Here is a 17,449-nt window from a genome sequence, read left to right as displayed (position 1 = left end):
GAAAAACATTTGTCCTACTTCGTTTTAGTGTCTAATTTTTTGAAGTGGTCTTAATAAAACTTTCACTATCCATGAGGTATTGTGCATTTGACGCAATGGTATCTTCAGCACTTAACCCATCGGTGATCTCGATAGACCTATCTACTGAAATCCCCGTTTCTATTTTCTGCGCCACAAAGCCGCTCCCCGACTTTCTGAATACCACATTATCCATCCCCAGTGAGACTATTGCATCTTTGGGAAGCCAGTTCGCAAATTTTCTGCCAGTGTGAATGCTTGCCCGAACCTGGCTGCCAATGGGCAACCTCAAAGCCGCATTATTGAAAGGAACCCTGACGGTAAATGTCTTACTTTCCGGCCTGAAGAATGGCTCAACAAATGTGACTTTAGCACTTATCCTGCTTGCTGGGCTGACTTCCGGTATAAGCGTGACTGCCTGTCCGCGCTTAACCAGACTTTGATCTGAGGAATAGACATTCAACAGTGCCCAAACCCTGGAGGGGTTGTAAACAGTAAATACAGTCTGACCTTTCTGCAGATACATACCCTCCCTCACTGAAAGTTCCCTTGATAGTTGGATCGGCTGGTTGTTCATTTGGTTTTCGGAACTACCCATGGTTTGTCCGGCGTCACGAATGTATCCGCCGTAGTTACTGTACACCGAAATTGTAAATTCGGGCTTACGCTTCCTGATCACCTGTTCCAGTTGTGATGACGACATACCCAGCAACAACAGCTTCTGTTTGGCTACATTGATCATTATCTGATTAGACGGATCGTTTTTCAGCAGCAACAATAGATTTTCTTCGGCGGTCAGGATTTCGGGACTGTAAATATCCATGATACGTTGCCCTTTCTTAACGGATTGAAAACGGCTTCGTACATACAACTTCTCAATCCTCCCGCTTATTCTGGCGGAAATATTACCTGCCTGCGTATTATCGTAAACGATGGAGCCAAGCACGTCCAGCGTCACTTCCTTAGATGCTTGCTGGATCGTCGTCACGGGAATGGAAGAGATCACAAATTCGTTTGTTGGTTGGAGCAAAGTAGTCAGCCCTGGCAGAGATGTTTCAGGGGCAGCTTTGCCCATTTCCATCTTTACGAGTTTCATGCCACATATTGGACAATTGCCAGGTTTATTACTTCTGATCTGGGGATGCATTGAGCAGGTGTACATCTCTTCGGTTGCACTATGACCCTGGTGACCAGCTGCAACATTCTCTCCATGAGTCGCCATATCATGACCCTGATGTTCGCCCGAACTACTCTTGCTGCTTTTCCCGGTGCAGGAAATAAAAACACCCAGGATCAGTAAAATAAAAACAGAACTCAAACTTTTCATATCACTATTCATTTAGATTCCAGCAACCTGTCCAGTTCGACTTGTGCAGACAGCGCTTTAATTAGTATTTCAAAATATTCCAGTTGCGTCATATTTAATTTTTCCCATGCATCAAAGAGCATGAACAACTCTTCCGTGTTCTGTTCGTAACCCAATTGCATGGACCGATAATTGTTTTGCAAGGCAGGAATGATTGTTTCCTCATATAATTTCAGTTGTTTTTTGTTGAGCTCAAATTCATTTCTCATGCCATAAGCCATTCCGCTGTATTCGTTTACCATCATTTCTTTCTGCGCTTGCAGGGCATAATTTTTCCATTTAAGGCTCTGAATATTTGCTTTGTTCATTCGCGAAGCCCAACTAACAAAAGGAATTTTCATCATGATCATGGCCGTATATTGCACGGGTTGCCCCCCGTAGCCCACCATATTCTCATAGCGTGCACCAAACTCGGGTTTCAGACTCTGCCGTTCTGCGGTGACTTTGAGACGGTTGATATCCATTTGCCTGTCTATGGACCGGAGGTCACTCCGGTTTTGGTAAAACATTAAACTATCGAAAACAATGGAACTATAATCCTTCAACACGTAATTAGTGTCTATTTCCAGCGGTGTCGAGGGTAAGCGGTACATGAGCGCGTTCAGGCGGATCCGCTTTTCCTTAATATCGTTTTCATACATCAACTGCATATTATTTGTATTCCCCAGGGCCGCTTTGGCCTTGTAATAAGCACTGATTTTTTCCATGCCGTTTTTATATCGTATTTCGGCATTTTTAATCATAAAATTCAGCAGCTTTTCATTATCCTTCACTACCACCAATTTCTTCTCGAGAATGATCCAGTCATAGTAGAGTTGCTTTGCATCCTGTACTAATTCATTCACACTGGCTTTCTTATTTTCCTTCTCCGGGGAGGACATGGCTTTCATGTAAGCCTCGTCTGCATCCAGTTTCTTTTTATTCGGAAACATTTGTTCAACTGAAATTGCCGTAGAACCCATGCCTTTCATGTCTCCGTTTCTTCTCCAGAGATTGACATTATATGGTGTCATAAACTGGCCGGCACCAATTTGTGGCGGCATCCAGCTCCTGGCTCCCTTTGCAGACTCGTCCATCGCCCGGATTTCATTATCATACATTTTTATCACCGGGTGATTTATGGATATGCTGTCGATGATCTGCTTCAGCGTAAATGGCTGAGCCGGTATGACGTTCGATATCTGAGTAAGTATTAAAATGAACAATAATCTCTTCATAACTTAGTGTTTTGCATCTAATAAATCTATTTTGCCAAGTTTGCGGAGCTCATATTCCTTTTGCATCAGGAAAATGATAGGTGTTACCAGCAATATGTGAACCGCCGATGTGAACACGCCACCAACCATAGGTAACACAATCGGTTTCATCATATCACTTCCCACACCATGACTCCAAAGAATAGGGACCAGACCAAACAGCGTAACGCAGACTGTCATAATTTTTGGGCGCAACCTTTTTGCTGCTCCAAAAATGACATATTCTTTGAGGTCATCCCGTGTAATGGTCTCCCTGGAATTGCCCTTTTTGTCGACTAGCTGCTGCATGGCATCATTCAGGTAGATGACCATGACTATACCTGTCTCCACTGCAAGCCCAAAGAGGGCGATAAAGCCCACAGCCACGGCCACAGACAGGTTGACTCCCCAAATGGTGATCATGAACACGCCCCCAATCAGAGCAAAGGGTATGCTGACCAAATTGAAGAACGCTTCCCGGAAAGAGTGGAAAGCAAAATACATGCTCAGGAAAATAACCACCAATACAATTGGCATGATCATTTTAAGTGTCCTCTCCCCCCGTACCAGGTTTTCATATTGCCCACTCCATTCCACATAATAACCTTTCGGCATCTTACTGATCAGGCCATTCAGTTTCTCTTTGGCTTCTGAAACGGTGCTACCCAGATCCCGTTCCCTAACATTAAATAACACAGCGCCTCTCAACATGGCATTTTCTGAATTTATCATGGGCGGACCGTCCTTCACATTAATATCAGCGACCGCACTTAATGGAATAGTACCGGCCTGCATCGTCTGTATGGGCAGCCTTTTCAGTGCTTCCAGGTTATTCCTGAAATCCTGACCATATCTTGCATTTACTGAAAACCTTTGGCGCCCTTCGATGGTCGTGGTGAGTTTCATGCCGCCAAGAGCACTTTCAACGACGGCATTCACATCATCTACGCTTAAATTATACCTGCCTATTTCATCGCGCTTCACTGATATGTCAAGATACTTACCTCCTGTTATGGGCTCTACATACATATCTTTAATTCCCGGAATGTCCTGTAACCCTCTTCGGATTTGCTGAGACAGTGCATATATACTATCCAGGTCCTGCCCGTAAACTTTCACACCCACATCCGTCCTGATACCGGTACTGAGCATGTTGATCCGGTTGATGATAGGCATTGTCCAGGCGTTTGTCACACCCGGAATCTGCAACTTTGAATTGAGTTCGTTAATAATATCATCTTTTGTGTGTCCTTTCCGCCACTCCTTCTGAGGCTTCAGCAAAATAATGGTTTCTATCATGCTTATGGGCGAATTATCCGTAGCTGTATTGGCACGTCCGGCTTTGCCTAAAACATGATCAACCTCGGGTACAGATGCAATAATTTTATCCTGAGCCTGCAAAAGCCGCTTGACCTCTGAGTTAGAAATATCCGGTAAGGTCACCGGCATGAATAACAAAGAGCCCTCATCGAGGGGAGGCATAAACTCCCGACCAAGGCTAAGGATCATTGGAATGCTGATGATAAGGGCTGCAATATTTATCCCCAACGTCGTTTTCCTCCATTTAATACAGCTTCTGATCAGCGGTTCATAAACCCTTTCTAACCCCCTGTTAACGGGATTCTTGTGATCGTCCTTAAACTTTCCCTTCATAAAAAAGGAAATAAGAACCGGGGCCAGGGTAAGCACCAGGATAGCATCCACGGCCACTATAAACGTTTTGGTATACGCCAGTGGATGAAACAGTTTTCCTTCCTGCCCTGTTAGCAAAAAGACCGGAAGAAAAGATACAACGATAATGACGGTAGAAAAAAACACGCCCCTGGAGACTTGTTTGCACGACCGCTCAATAATATTCATTCGGGTCTCTTCCGGGATCTTTTCATATCCTTCTGAGCCCGCTTTCTTTCTTCTAAGAATATTACCAAACCAATTCTTTTTCATTCGTATAATTTTTGTTTTTTGTCTGCTGATTGCACTCAAGTATTGCAGACGATCAACTTATTTCTTTTTACTATGTTCATTCTGCCAAAGAGAAAGATTTCTATATGCATTTTCCGACATGATAATTCCGTTATCTACGATAACCCCTATTGCCAGCGCAATACCCGTTAACGACATTAGATTTGAAGAAAGGCCGAAGGCATTGAGCAAGATAAAACTGATGGCAATGGTGATTGGAATTTGGATGATGATACTAAAGGCACTCTTCCAGTGAAAAAGAAAAATAATGACAATAATCGCTACCACAGTGATTTCTTCGATTAGTTTACTTTTGATATTAGCAATGGAAGCTTCAATGAATGTGCTTCGATCGTAGGATGTTTTGAAAGTCACTCCTTCAGGAAGTCCCTTTTGCACATCTTTTATTTTCTCCTTTACCGCTTTAATAACCTTATCGGCGTCTTCGCCATAGCGCATCACCACAATTCCGCCCACGACCTCGCCCTTACCTGCCTCATCAAAGATTCCCAATCTTAAATCACCCCCCATCTGAACCTGACCCACATCTTTTACCCTGACAGGAATGCCGTTATAATTACCAAGTGCAATATTCTCCAGATCTTCTTTATTTTTGATATAGCCTAAACCGCGAATGATATACGCCATATCGGCCATCTCAAATTTTCTTCCGCCAACATCATTGTTATTGGCCTTCACTTTATTCATCACATCCATCAGGGAGACATTGTAATACTGAAGTTTCACAGGGTCGATGACCAACTGGTATTGTTTCTCGAACCCGCCGAATGAAGCTACCTCCGAAACGCCGGAAACGGTCTGCAACGCAAACTTTATGTACCAATCCTGCAGCGCCCTCTGCTCACCCAAATCCATCCCGGGTGCATCCAAATGATACCAAAATACGTGACCAACACCGGTGCCATCTGGGCCCAGGGTCGGCGTAATTCCCTGCGGCAATAATCTTTGTGCATAGTTGAGCCGCTCCAAAACACGGGTGCGCGCCCAGTACACATCCACGTTATCGTCAAAAATGACGTAAACGAAACTCATTCCAAACATGGATGTCGCTCGTATATTCTTTACTTTAGGAATGCCCTGCAGGTTACTTACTAAAGGATAGGTTATCTGGTCTTCAATCACCTGGGGGCTCCTGCCCATCCATTCGGTGAAGACAATAACCTGATTTTCACTTAAATCAGGTATAGCATCGATAGGGTTTTTCTGAATCGCGGTAATGCCCCAGATAAGCAGGCCAGCGACCACTATTAAAACGATATAGCGGTTTTTCAGCGATAGTTCTATGATTTTTGGTACCATTTGAGTTCTTTTTGAGATCAAATAATTAAGTACATTTTAGGAAGAAGGTCGAATTGACTCAGGTTTGATTCAACCACTGCGCTCCCGAAAAGTGAGCGATTTAATTACCGGGTAATCTCAAACCGTATTGTCGGGGTCCGTATCCATGTCGACAATCGCGTTATTGATTGGGAAGTCACCGGCTGTACTCCTGGCGGCATTTCTACGATGTAGTGCTGTTAACCCGTTTATGGATATTGCTAAAAGAGCGGCCAACGCCAGGCGAGCAGTTTTCATCATTTTTTTTTGAAGGTTTTATAAATACAAGACGCATATGTAAACATAGTCCTATACCCAGGCTCTGGAGCCCGGTATTAAACACTTCATCAATCAACTAAATTCGGAAAACGGCGTTAGAAATAAAAAGAGGGATAGATTCAGTACGACCTGGTGGCATATCGGCACCAGCGCAATTATTTTTAATAGCGGGCAAGTCGGAAATTGTACGATCGAAAAGATGGTCGATCGCGGGCAATGGGAACAGTTTAATCTGTTCCGTCACAGTGGTCTTTTGGTGCGCTGACTTCAGTTTAACCTGGGTAGGTTTTTCTTTGCAACAATTGTTGTCAACCAGATGCGTATTCATTCCGCAATGAATACAGGCATCTTTCTTTGCAAAAACTGAATGCACCGCAGTCTCTATCAGTCTCCCCATACAAAAGTGCTGATAAACCGTTGCACCTGCTGAAGAAAAACTGTAAATGACGAGAAGAAATATGGTAAAAACTTTCTTCATCTGTAGTGCAAAGGTATGGAAACTTTTAACATTCAAAATTTCCTGCTTTCAAAAAATTATATTAACTTTAAGAAATGCCCCGCATCTCTCGACCATTTCCATCCATCAGAAGCCCGAAAAGTACTGTTGAAGACGATGTTTCACATCTCCCGGTGAAACATAGCCTCTAAGGTAAAATGATATTTAACCTGAAATTTTTACTTCTGATCTCTTTATCCGTAAGCATAGAAACGGCTGATGATGCATATTGCGCAGGAATCATACCTTTTCTCAACAAATCCTCAGCAGCTTTGGCATCACCTGCATCTCTTATTTTTCTGATTTTTTCGATTTGATTTTTCTGGTTTGGCACTTCTACCCTTTTCACCTTGTCCCAGTTAAAACTTAATCCCCCCAGATTTTCCAGGAGGTCAATGTTCACCTGGAAAACTTTTCTGTATTTGAAGTCCGAGAATGGAAGTGCAGGCGCACGTGTGTAGAATTGTGTGACCCTCGCGCTATCCGCAAACATGCCCTGCTCGATCATTTTCTGTTCATGGCTCATGACAAAGGCAGTTGAATAGGTTCCCGACTTCGTAGGGAAAACGACCACCTTAAAAAAGAGCAAGGGTATTTTGAATGACAGGTCCCATTTATACTGCGGATCATCGTCACGCAACACCGGGCCGGTAAACACAGCTATCCGCTTATTTCCTGTCAGATCGATGGCCTCATTAATAATATAGCTCTCCAGGCTTTTCCAAATGCCTGTATTCAGGTTTTCTGCCTGCGGCGATGAATTTGGAAAGAAGAAGGTCTGGTAGGATTTGATCTGGGCATCCTTGCCCCAGGCCATCTCGTGAGAGGCAGCCATATGGCCAATTTCAAATTCAACAATATCTGTTCTAAGATCATAAAACGCCTTGTTAAGCTGTACACCCTGACTGATCCTGGGATCCGCGCTGAAATCTGTTCTTCTCACTTTCGGTCTCGCTGCAGCGCCGTCTACATTGTACACGGCAAAGAATGGCAACTTTCTTTCCGTGTTGTAGGCAACACTCAAATTGGTATAACGCAGCATGCCTGATGATCGTGCCAGGTCGGGCAATTTCCCTGACCGGGACTTATCCAGCACGTTTATCAGGCCAATTTGGGTGCCGATAAATTCAGGATCATAGCCCTTGCATTGATCAAGGGTTTTCGGAGAGATTGCTGATTCAAGTATCGAAGCCATACGTATTTTATGATGTTTTAACCGGCAGTCTAAAAATCTGTTTCCCCGGGTATACTACAATAGACTTCAAGACGGGTCATAATGAATCCCCTCAATTTTAAGACCAGAATTCGGGTCTTTGGCAGTCGAGGCAATGCCTGATCACACTACTTTAACCAACGAGTTTCGGATACTAATTGGAAACTTGATTTTTTTGAAGTAGATTTGACAGGAAGCAGACTTTAGACACAACTTGTCGGAAGCCCGTTAATATCTTTGGTGCAGAAAGATTGGAATTCCTTTTTATAGAGGTTATTTATTGCTAAATACTTTACTTCATATATTAAACATTAATGAGCGCTATGGAAACAACTAAAGCAAAATCATCCCGAAAGATTGTCATCAATGGCAAGACCTATAACTATTGTTCACTCAGCGACCTCCCCGGAGGCGGGGTTGACCGCCTTCCCTTCAGCATTCGAATACTGCTGGAGAATGCATTACGCAATTTTGACGGGTTCAGCATCACGGATGAGCACGTTGCTACTTTAATAGACTGGACACCCAAACCGGCAGACAAAGACATTCCTTTCAAACCAGCCCGCATTTTGATGCAGGATTTTACAGGAGTACCGGCTGTTGTTGATATAGCTTCTCTCCGTGCTGAATTTGTCCGCCATGGAAAAGATGGCCAGAAAATAAACCCTGCAATTCCGGTGGATCTGGTCATCGACCACTCTGTACAGGTTGACTATTACGGTACGGATTATTCATATGGCAGAAATATTGAAGTTGAATACAAACGCAATTCCGAACGGTACGAATTATTGAAATGGGCTCAGCAGGGTCTAAGCAATTTTACTGTAGTTCCTCCAGGTATGGGGATTTGCCATCAGGTAAACCTTGAATACCTCGCTAAAGGAATCATGAGCCGGGACGGCTGGCTGTTCCCCGATTCCCTGGTGGGTACCGACTCCCATACACCTATGGTAAATGGTATCGGCGTTATGGGATGGGGTGTGGGAGGCATCGAAGCGGAAGCTGCCATGCTAGGACAACCCATTTTCTTTTCCTGTCCGGAAGTCGTTGGACTAAAATTGACGGGCAAGATACCCGATCAATGTACCGCAACAGATATGGTACTCTCAATCACAAAAGTACTCAGGGATACCGGTATCGTGGGCAAATTTGTTGAAGTATTCGGAGACGGACTGGATCAACTTACTGTTACAGACAGGGCAACTATTTCTAATATGTCCCCTGAATTTGGATGTACCGCCACGTATTTTCCAATAGATGACCGCACGTTGGCGTACATGCGGGAAACCAACCGAACCGAAGAGGAAGTGCAGATCGTGGAGACCTATTGTAAAGAGAACCTGTTATGGCGTACAAGCAAAGAAAATATTCAATACTCGTCCGTAGTAGAATTCGATCTGTCGGCGCTTGAGCCAACGGTTTCCGGCCCTAAACGCCCGCAGGATAAGATCCTGGTGAAAGCGCTTGGTAATCAATTTGCGCATTTATTAGAAAAAGAATATGACCGATCCTACCATCCCATGCACGACCGGCGTGAGTCTGCCTGGTTATCAGACGGCGGTTCAGGTACCGAGTTCACCTTCGGCAAGGTCCCCATCAATGCACCAAATACTTTTGATGTAAAGAGGGATAAGATCCATTCGGTCAGGATTAAATACAACAACAAAGAATTTATATTGAGCGATGGCAGTATTGCAATTGCCGCCATCACCAGTTGTACCAATACTTCTAATCCCGCCGTCATGGTGGGCGCCGGGTTATTAGCCAGAAATGCAGTATTGAAAGGGCTTCGAACCAAGTCCTGGGTCAAGACATCTTTAGCACCGGGCTCGAAGGTGGTTACCCAATACCTCGAAAGATCCGGACTAAATGTGGATCTCGAAGCATTGAGATTTCACACGGTGGGTTATGGTTGTACGTCCTGCATCGGGAACTCAGGTCCGCTTCCCCCGCATATTGCAGAAGCTGTTGAAAAAGGAGATCTGGTAGTGGCATCGGTGCTTTCGGGAAACCGGAATTTTGAGGCACGTGTCCACCCTCAGGTAAAAATGAATTTCCTGATGTCGCCCATGCTGGTCGTGGCCTATGCGCTGGTTGGTAGAGTTGATGTGAACCTGATTGATGACCCATTGGATAATGATCCTAATGGCAACCCGGTTTACCTGAGGGACATCTGGCCGAGCCGCGATGAAATAAGCAAGACCATTCAGGAATGCATGAAAGTCGAAGACTTTCAGGATACATATGACGTTATTTTTGATGGTTCAACCGACTGGCAGCAGCTGAAAGTCAGCCTGGATCAGAATTACGAATGGGACCTCCATTCAACCTATATTAAGGAGTCGCCATTTTTTGAAGATCTGAAAGTGGAACTACATCCGTTGCAGGATATTAATAGTGCCAGGGTACTGTTATACCTGGGTGATTCCGTCACGACCGACCACATTTCACCTGCCGGTTCATTCAGGGAAGACTCCGCGGCAGGAGAATATTTAATAGGTCATGGCGTGGCGAGACCCGATTTCAACTCTTATGGATCGAGGCGGGGTAATCATGAGGTGATGATGCGCGGGACGTTTGCCAACGTCCGGATTAAAAATAAGATCACCAACAAAGAAGGCGGATTCAGCACTTATTTGCCCAGCGGCGAGGTAAAGACTGTTTTTGATACCGCCATGGCTTACAAAGCTGATCAAACACCGCTGATCATATTGGCGGGTAAGGAATATGGTTCCGGTTCATCCAGGGACTGGGCGGCAAAAGGCACTTTCCTGTTGGGTGTTAAGGCGGTGATCGCCGAAAGTTTTGAGCGCATTCATCGCAGCAACCTGGTGGGTATGGGCGTAGCTCCCCTAGTATTTATGGATGGGCAAAATGCTGAATTACTTGGCCTGGATGGTACGGAGACATTTAGCATTAGCGGGTTAGCCGACAACCTGGTTCCTCATAAGATCCTGACTGCAAAGGCTGTGCATCCCTCTGGAAAATCCACTGATTTCCAGGTAAAGGCCCGGCTGGATTCTGCTATTGAAATAGAATATTATAAGAACGAGGGGATCCTGCAATATGTGCTGCGCGAGTATTTGAAGAGAGAGGGGTAATAAAGACTATTTGCCTTTAAATCTTAATTCCTGCTGACGCACTTCTTGAGATCAGCCAGGTGAAGAGTATTTATGCGCCGGTTCTTCACCTCCTCAGGCTGCAAATAGCTTTACACTACGACACTTTTATCTCTTCTCCTGCAATTTTGCTTTGGCTGGCCACCAGGTTCCATGAACTTGAGTCATCTTGTAAAAATCGGGATTGAAACCTCCGTTTAATGGAAATAAATTCGTTTATGGCACAAAATGTTGAGGTCATAAGATTTCCTTGAACGCTGCCCCAATCGGGATCATTTCGTGTGCCACAATTAAATAGTTGTCCTTCTTGCGAGCCGTGAGGTAGCGGGTGTTGATAATAAAAGACTGATGGACTTGTTTAAAAAATGGCGGCAGGATGTCCAGGAACTTTTCAATAGTTAAGCTAACTATAAAAAAGGTGCCAGGCTGCTTAAACTTCAGCAGGATGGTGTTGCGCTTCACATGATTGAATGATTGAACAATGGTGAGGTCTTCAAACTTGATTTCGACGTTAATAAAGTCGAATTCTGAAAATGAGGTCCTGGTTAGTTTTTCATAGGAGGTATTCTCAAAAAAACGCCCTTTCAGGAAAACCGACCTAGTTTTAATTTGGTTTTCGTCTGGCAAGGCCATCTCTATAGCTGCAACCAACTGCTTCTCAATAACGGGCTTGGTGATAAAAGTTGCGGGTTTGTATAGCTTTGCATTTTGCAACGTAGTTTCATCGGAATATCCACTTAGAAAGACAAACGGAATGCTGTAGTGGTCTTGCAAGAAGTGCGCGATCCGAATGCCGGCGTCCTCGTCTTCAAACAAACGAATATCCAGCATCACCAGATCCGGGAGCTCGTTTTTGATCCAATCCACGCTCTCTTCATAGGTATCAGTAATTTTCGCATAACCGATGGCTTTCTTTTCAAGCAGTTGCTTAATATGATCTGCTATGATAAACTCATCTTCAACTATTAGAATTTTTTTCATATTTGTTTGAATTGATAGCTATTGAATGAATGCCTTGCAGTTACAATCAGCGTTTAATAACCTTGTGACCTAGCTCCTGGTATTTCCCACCTTCGCCAACATGCAGTTAAGAGCCAACTTTGATCATACAACAGGCACCATTTTCGTTATAAAAATCGATTTTAGCTCGTAGCTGATGCGCAAGCCCATTCAGCAGTACCCGGCCAAAACCGGGTGTTTTTTGTCTAAGAAAATCCATCTCGTAACCTGTTCCATTGTCTTTGTAAATCACCAGGAAATTTTCGCCGTCGTGGTTGGCTGACAGTGAGATTCTCTTATCATCCGAATGGTCGAACGCATATTTTAGTGAATTTGTACAGAGCTCATTAAACATCAGGGCAAGCGTCGTGGATTTTTTTTGAGGGATATGGATCTTTGCATCAATTTCAATCCGAACTTCATGATCCTGGCCACGCTGTAGCAACAAAGACTTGGCAATGTTCTCCGCGATAGGCTGAAAATCCACCTTCTCAAGGTTGTTGCCCTTGTACAGTTGACGATGTACCGTTGAAATAGCGATGATGCTGTTATCAACGTTCGCCATTTTCTCCGGATCGATATTATCTTTATATTTATTTAACAGGCTACTCACCAACCCCAGGCTGTTATGTACCCGGTGATGCTGTTCTTTCTGGAGATTCTCCAGGTATTTCTTTTGCCTTCGAATTTTGTTGTTTTGAAAAAACAAGATTCCCATAAATACCACGGCTAGTGACAAGACGGGCAGAATGTATTTAAATAAGCGTGCTATGAACAGTGTTTCCCGTTGAAAGTTCTCAATTTTCGTGAATCGTTTATTCAGGCTGTCAATAACATTATTTCTGAGAATATCGCTCCTGTCAGCAACATTGACCATCCCTCTGACCGAGTCAAGCGCCAGTCCAAGCTTGGACTCCATCATGAGTTGGTCGTGCTCTCTCTGTAACAGCGCGCCTGGCTTTTTGAGAATAGTATAATCCGGGAGGTATTTTACAGTAGTTTCGAAATGCTTGCTGGTATTTGTTGATCTGATCTGAATTAAAGCTGGCGACACATAACCATATTTGTCCGTAAAAATAACTTTATAATATCCAAATGGCAGCCCCGTTATCTCATCTCCGCCCGACAACCAGGTCGAACCGTTATCAAAGCTCCAATCTCCCACGCCACCCGGCTCGATATTTACTTTTAACGAAGTCTCGGGTGAATGATAATTATATCGGTCAAAATTTATAAAGGGACTGGCTGGGTCAACAAAATATTCCGGCCAAACGGGATCGCCATTACAAGTGCAACTGTTAACTTTATCCTCAACTGAAGGTAGAAATCCTCTTTTTTGAAACGGATTCACCGGTCTCGATCTGCGAATGGCAAATCCGAAAAGCGCGCCATAACTCTCTTTATACACGCGACCAATCAGTTGACCGGCATAAGCATACTGACCGGTCTGCACAACCGGTTTCAATCCGATGTAGTTTGTGGTCAGGCTGTCACCATCGATCCAAAGAGCATCGTTTGACTGATTATCTTCCAAAGTACTGACGGACGTGTATAGGAAAACGGTACCGGCATGAGCGGCAAAAATCGGCTCACCATCCTGCACAACAAAAACGGTTGTAACCGCCCTTCGTTTCTTATTATTGCAGACCCTTACGCTGCTGGAATCGCCGAATGCTCCCCCGGGGACCTTTTCCTTGTATCTGGGAGAAGTCTTAAGGAAGGGTGAAAATAATGAAAGTCCTTTGCCATCAATAGTCTCAAAGCATCTTTGAGCGATTACAGTTGATGTCACAAACAGCAGTATGATAAGATATATTCCTCGCAGCATGGGTCCCGTAAGATAAACGAGTAGATGAAGAAATGAGTACTCGCAGGATAAATCGGGCGCTTTTCAGGATGAATGGCGTCCCATCTACCCAAAACGAATCCTGGTTGTCCTATCCATCACTTAACTTAACTCGTCTTTTATTACTTAACCTAATTATTATGTTACCTCATTTTATTCTTCTCAATGTAGCAACGGCACTGGTCTTTGTGAATACCTTTTTAGCATTCTGTATATCAGTCCATGGATTCAGGTGTGTGAGAGAAATGAACATTGTCACGTCAGTTTCTCCAGGATTCGGTTCATCAATTCAAGTTTGGAACAACCAATCTCCAACCTGATTAAAAGCAAATCATGCATAAATATAAACTATTCCTGATATTTTTAACTCAGGGTATTTTTCCCCATGGACACCGGGAAAATTCCCGAGTCAGTTCCAACCAAGTTCTCAGGCTGTCGCCTGGCTCAGACATTATGAATCCGACGTATCCGGGACAAATTTGTAGAATATTTTCGGAACGGCGGTAAAATCGAGCGACGAATACCGTCAGAGCTGCCTGGTAGCTGATATCAGTAGGATAGGAAACTAAACTATGGTCGTCTACCAGAGCATCAGGAAAACCCTCAGTCGAAGTGATTTGGAGGCGAGCAATTTATCTTGATTGTATTTTAATTTCCCTGTTTACCACGTTTACGTTGTAAAGCCAGCAATGGCAAATTGGCAGACTTTGCTGGTCGCAACGCCAGCGAGTCTGCTATTATTTTATTCTCCAGCAAATCAGGAACTCCCCGAGTAATTACCACGACAACAGGTAATACCATTTTTTTTACGATATTCTCAAGATCCCCATTCTTCAATCTGATACACCCTTCAGACGCCCGCCTACCAATTGACATGTTATCATGCGTACCATGAATACCGATTCCCTTCGTACCAGGCACGTCTAACCGAACGAAATAGGGTCCGTAGGCTCCTTTAATATTACCGTGTCCATCGTTAAAATCATGTGTCCAATTAGTCGCATCTTCCACTCTTACAGCCTGAAATACGCCCTCAGGTGTTTTCATGTCGCCCTTAGCCCTCTTGTTACCAAAATGTTTTCCGGCTGCGACAGGCGATTTTTGAAGAAGCTCACCTTTGTAGTTATAGTGATATAGGACCATTTCGTCCTTGTTAATGACAAGCATCATTGCCCGACTAAAATCGGGCTAAAAACCGCTGCAACCCTTGTCAGTGAAGGGATAGGAGCGTAAAATTCATTGTTGCAAATTCAAGAGGGATACCTCATCTCCCTTTATGCTGCAAAAGCAAAGAACGCATTTTGGGTTTTTCTCCATACTTAATTCGTGTCTTTGATAAAGTCAAGCAGTGATACATAGCTCGTCAAATGGAGCCGGATCACGGTAATCATGTTGGCGAATCATTTTTTAGTGGTGGCTTTTTCCCTTGCGCCCCCCGTAGGCACTGCTTTTGAAGAAACAGTTTAGCAAAAGCTTCTTATCCTGAAAAGTGTATTGTTTATCCTGATTATTTGCCTGCTATAATCTCTTGTAGGAAGTTTGGCATGTACCAATTTGAAACAATGCAATTTGGCTCATGTACTACTTAACTGCGCATATTTACAAAAAACGGGAAAGCCGAAAACCGGGTTAGTAAAGAGAATAGGCGGAAAACTAAAAAACAGACTATGAGAATTGCTTACAAAAAATCGCTCCTTATTTGTGTCGGACTATTAATGCTGCGTATTTCGTACTCGCAGTTTGCATTTGATCGTTATAAGTCTTATATAGACCCAAATAATGAATTTGAAATGGGGTATTTTGTGAATACAAAACAGGTTTATATCAATACTTACACAAAACTTAAGGAAGACTATCCTGCTGGAATCATTTTTAATCAGAAGAAGCTAAGCGACTTTTATGAGGGATTTAAAAAGGCTAGAGATAAATATGTGGAATGGAAAAAAATTGCAGAAGCTCGGGATGTAACTGATATGACGAAAGATATGCCTTTCTCTTACAAGACAGACATTTTCTTTACCCGAAATGGCGAAAAAACAACCAGCACCACTTTGTGTAAATTCAAGTTTATTACCTCAACTGTTGAAGGCGTCAACGTGTACATGCTTTTATTTGCCTCAGGCCCTATTCAGCTTTATGAATTTACAAGTAAGGAAGGTAAAGTTACCTATGATTGGATACCGGATAAAGCAACCGGATTCTCCACAGCAATGGGCCTATTGAGTGTGGCAGCAAATAAAACTCGTGTTATTGACAAGTTTGACGGAGTTGTAATTATGTTTAATAAGGAGTCGGAGATTGAGGAGTTTATTGCTAAAATTACTCCTGAAAGAATAAAAGACGTTGAAAAGTTAAAAGGAAATTTAGATGAGCAACAGCGAATTAAAAAACAAAAAGAAAAGTTCTTCAATTAATAAAACGTTTTGAGATGAAAAAGCTATTTTCCTTGGTATTCGTGTTCTGCTTTTGTATTCAAATCGTAAATGCACAAAAGCCAGTAACCAATAATGATATCGTATCGATGAGAAATTCAAAAATTCCGGAAAAAACGATTATCTCAACAATGGCATCAACCCCGTGCAATTTTGATCTAACAACAAGCGGATTAATTGCCCTTAAAAATGAAAAGATTAGCGGAAGGATAATAAAAACGATGTTCATCGTTAGTCCCCCTAAGAGAGATTTCATAGGAAATAATGAGATCGTCAAACTATCCGACGCAAAAATTGACAACGAGATTATTAATATAAAAATAAGATCTACTCCTCACGAATTCGACCTTTCTCCCGACGGATTAATTAAACTTAAAACAGCAAAGGTTTCTAAAAAGATTGTGGATTCTATGATGATGAGCCCCGAAAGCCGATAGTTGAAAATGAAGAAGCTTTATCTTCTGCTTTTGTTCGCAACATTTGGCATTTATGGTTCTTGCCAAAACAAGTGTGGTGTTACTTCAGACCAAATAGGTGAGGTAGTTAATTTCATTTATAAAAATAATATTCTTGACTTTATTTATTGGACGTCTTGTTATGGGGAGCAAGTGCCAAAAATAAATTTACATGCAGCGTTATATGCTCATACAAAATGTGATAACAACCTCTACACACTTTCCATAGTAGCAACAAATCCTAACGGTACGGTGCTTAATGGAGATATCAATTTGAATGATATATATGTACGGCAAGGTAACAAAGCTGTCAGCTTAACAATACTAGTGGGGCTAAATCTTAGACCCTGTATAGGAGAATTCCTGTTGGCGGGTGAAAACCTATATCCCACGAACAGTAGTATTCAAAAACAAATAGAAGAGCAAAAGCGCCAAGAAATACAGCAAGCAATAAACAGACTGGCTGAGGAACGAATAAAACAGCAACAGCTTGAACAACAACGGCAGGAACAACTAAAGCAGCACCAACTGAATCAGCAAAGACTGCAACAGCTTGAACAACAACGGCAAGAACAACTAAGGCAACACCAACTGGATCAGCAAAGACAGCAGCAGCTTGAACAACAACGGCAGGAACAACTAAAGCAGCACCAACTGAATCAGCAAAGACTGCAACAGCTTGAACAACACG

At 43.1% G+C, this 17,449-nt stretch carries 14 protein-coding genes; 4 read left to right on the top strand and 10 right to left on the bottom strand.

Features of this window, described 5'->3' with window-relative positions; genetic code table 11:
- Positions 1 to 31: 31 nt before the first annotated feature.
- The 7 genes from AC3WS5_RS13645 to AC3WS5_RS13615 form a co-directional block, all read right to left on the bottom strand.
- Positions 32 to 1,345 carry a heavy metal-binding domain-containing protein gene (locus tag AC3WS5_RS13645; RefSeq protein WP_492467952.1) on the bottom strand — a complete coding sequence of 438 codons (1,314 nt, stop codon included), beginning with the start codon at positions 1,343 to 1,345 and terminating at the stop codon, positions 32 to 34.
- A gap of 8 nt (positions 1,346 to 1,353) precedes the next feature.
- Positions 1,354 to 2,601, bottom strand: a complete 1,248-nt coding sequence (locus tag AC3WS5_RS13640) for a TolC family protein (RefSeq protein ID WP_492467951.1) — start codon at positions 2,599 to 2,601, stop codon at positions 1,354 to 1,356.
- 3 nt (positions 2,602 to 2,604) lie between these two features.
- Complete coding sequence (locus AC3WS5_RS13635) at positions 2,605 to 4,563, bottom strand: efflux RND transporter permease subunit (RefSeq protein ID WP_492467950.1); 1,959 nt, start codon at positions 4,561 to 4,563, stop codon at positions 2,605 to 2,607.
- A 57-nt stretch (positions 4,564 to 4,620) separates the two neighbouring features.
- Positions 4,621 to 5,901: an efflux RND transporter permease subunit gene (locus AC3WS5_RS13630; RefSeq protein ID WP_492467949.1), complete on the bottom strand. Its 1,281-nt coding sequence runs from the start codon at positions 5,899 to 5,901 to the stop codon at positions 4,621 to 4,623.
- Positions 5,902 to 6,018: 117 nt separating this feature from the next.
- Positions 6,019 to 6,180 (bottom strand): hypothetical protein, encoded by a 162-nt coding sequence (locus AC3WS5_RS13625; RefSeq protein WP_492467948.1) that lies wholly within the window; start codon positions 6,178 to 6,180, stop codon positions 6,019 to 6,021.
- A 94-nt stretch (positions 6,181 to 6,274) separates the two neighbouring features.
- Positions 6,275 to 6,676: an HYC_CC_PP family protein gene (locus AC3WS5_RS13620; protein WP_492467947.1), complete on the bottom strand. Its 402-nt coding sequence runs from the start codon at positions 6,674 to 6,676 to the stop codon at positions 6,275 to 6,277.
- A gap of 166 nt (positions 6,677 to 6,842) precedes the next feature.
- Entirely contained in the window at positions 6,843 to 7,889 is a 1,047-nt protein-coding gene (locus AC3WS5_RS13615; RefSeq protein ID WP_492467946.1) for a DNA/RNA non-specific endonuclease, read from the bottom strand.
- A gap of 341 nt (positions 7,890 to 8,230) precedes the next feature.
- Here AC3WS5_RS13615 and acnA point away from each other — a divergent pair, with 341 nt between their 5' ends.
- On the top strand, positions 8,231 to 11,008 hold the full coding sequence (acnA, locus tag AC3WS5_RS13610) for an aconitate hydratase AcnA (RefSeq protein WP_492467945.1): 2,778 nt from the start codon (positions 8,231 to 8,233) through the stop codon (positions 11,006 to 11,008).
- A gap of 255 nt (positions 11,009 to 11,263) precedes the next feature.
- On the opposite strand, the gene AC3WS5_RS13605 is transcribed toward acnA, so the two are convergent.
- From AC3WS5_RS13605 to AC3WS5_RS13595, 3 genes are all read right to left on the bottom strand, one after another.
- Positions 11,264 to 12,007, bottom strand: a complete 744-nt coding sequence (locus tag AC3WS5_RS13605; RefSeq protein ID WP_492467944.1) for a response regulator transcription factor — start codon at positions 12,005 to 12,007, stop codon at positions 11,264 to 11,266.
- Between the two features lie 106 nt (positions 12,008 to 12,113).
- Complete coding sequence (locus AC3WS5_RS13600; protein ID WP_492467943.1) at positions 12,114 to 13,817, bottom strand: histidine kinase dimerization/phosphoacceptor domain -containing protein; 1,704 nt, start codon at positions 13,815 to 13,817, stop codon at positions 12,114 to 12,116.
- Positions 13,818 to 14,519: 702 nt separating this feature from the next.
- The gene (locus tag AC3WS5_RS13595; protein ID WP_492467942.1) at positions 14,520 to 15,041 is read right to left on the bottom strand and encodes a L,D-transpeptidase; all 522 of its coding nucleotides are present in this window, start codon (positions 15,039 to 15,041) and stop codon (positions 14,520 to 14,522) included.
- Between the two features lie 497 nt (positions 15,042 to 15,538).
- Between AC3WS5_RS13595 and AC3WS5_RS13590 the strand changes: the two genes are divergently transcribed.
- The 3 genes from AC3WS5_RS13590 to AC3WS5_RS13580 form a co-directional block, all read left to right on the top strand.
- Entirely contained in the window at positions 15,539 to 16,285 is a 747-nt protein-coding gene (locus tag AC3WS5_RS13590) for a hypothetical protein (protein WP_492467941.1), read from the top strand.
- A 14-nt stretch (positions 16,286 to 16,299) separates the two neighbouring features.
- Positions 16,300 to 16,740 carry a hypothetical protein gene (locus AC3WS5_RS13585; protein WP_492467940.1) on the top strand — a complete coding sequence of 147 codons (441 nt, stop codon included), beginning with the start codon at positions 16,300 to 16,302 and terminating at the stop codon, positions 16,738 to 16,740.
- 6 nt (positions 16,741 to 16,746) lie between these two features.
- Positions 16,747 to 17,449: hypothetical protein (locus AC3WS5_RS13580; RefSeq protein ID WP_492467939.1), on the top strand; the 703-nt coding region annotated here is incomplete at its 3' end.

Source organism: Niabella sp. CPT15-335-S11 (genome assembly GCF_058792415.1).
Note: the sequence above shows the minus strand (reverse complement) of the source record. Positions and strands in the feature narration are given on the sequence as shown.

Coding starts and splice junctions, on each gene's coding strand:
- AC3WS5_RS13595 (WP_492467942.1), bottom strand. CDS start 15,041: ATGATGCTTGTCATTAACAAGGACGAAATGGTCCTATATCACTATAAC.
- AC3WS5_RS13585 (WP_492467940.1), top strand. CDS start 16,300: ATGAAAAAGCTATTTTCCTTGGTATTCGTGTTCTGCTTTTGTATTCAA.
- AC3WS5_RS13590 (WP_492467941.1), top strand. CDS start 15,539: ATGAGAATTGCTTACAAAAAATCGCTCCTTATTTGTGTCGGACTATTA.
- AC3WS5_RS13640 (WP_492467951.1), bottom strand. CDS start 2,601: ATGAAGAGATTATTGTTCATTTTAATACTTACTCAGATATCGAACGTC.
- AC3WS5_RS13635 (WP_492467950.1), bottom strand. CDS start 4,563: ATGAAAAAGAATTGGTTTGGTAATATTCTTAGAAGAAAGAAAGCGGGC.
- AC3WS5_RS13615 (WP_492467946.1), bottom strand. CDS start 7,889: ATGGCTTCGATACTTGAATCAGCAATCTCTCCGAAAACCCTTGATCAA.
- AC3WS5_RS13625 (WP_492467948.1), bottom strand. CDS start 6,180: ATGATGAAAACTGCTCGCCTGGCGTTGGCCGCTCTTTTAGCAATATCC.
- AC3WS5_RS13645 (WP_492467952.1), bottom strand. CDS start 1,345: ATGAAAAGTTTGAGTTCTGTTTTTATTTTACTGATCCTGGGTGTTTTT.
- acnA (WP_492467945.1), top strand. CDS start 8,231: ATGGAAACAACTAAAGCAAAATCATCCCGAAAGATTGTCATCAATGGC.
- AC3WS5_RS13620 (WP_492467947.1), bottom strand. CDS start 6,676: ATGAAGAAAGTTTTTACCATATTTCTTCTCGTCATTTACAGTTTTTCT.
- AC3WS5_RS13630 (WP_492467949.1), bottom strand. CDS start 5,901: ATGGTACCAAAAATCATAGAACTATCGCTGAAAAACCGCTATATCGTT.
- AC3WS5_RS13605 (WP_492467944.1), bottom strand. CDS start 12,007: ATGAAAAAAATTCTAATAGTTGAAGATGAGTTTATCATAGCAGATCAT.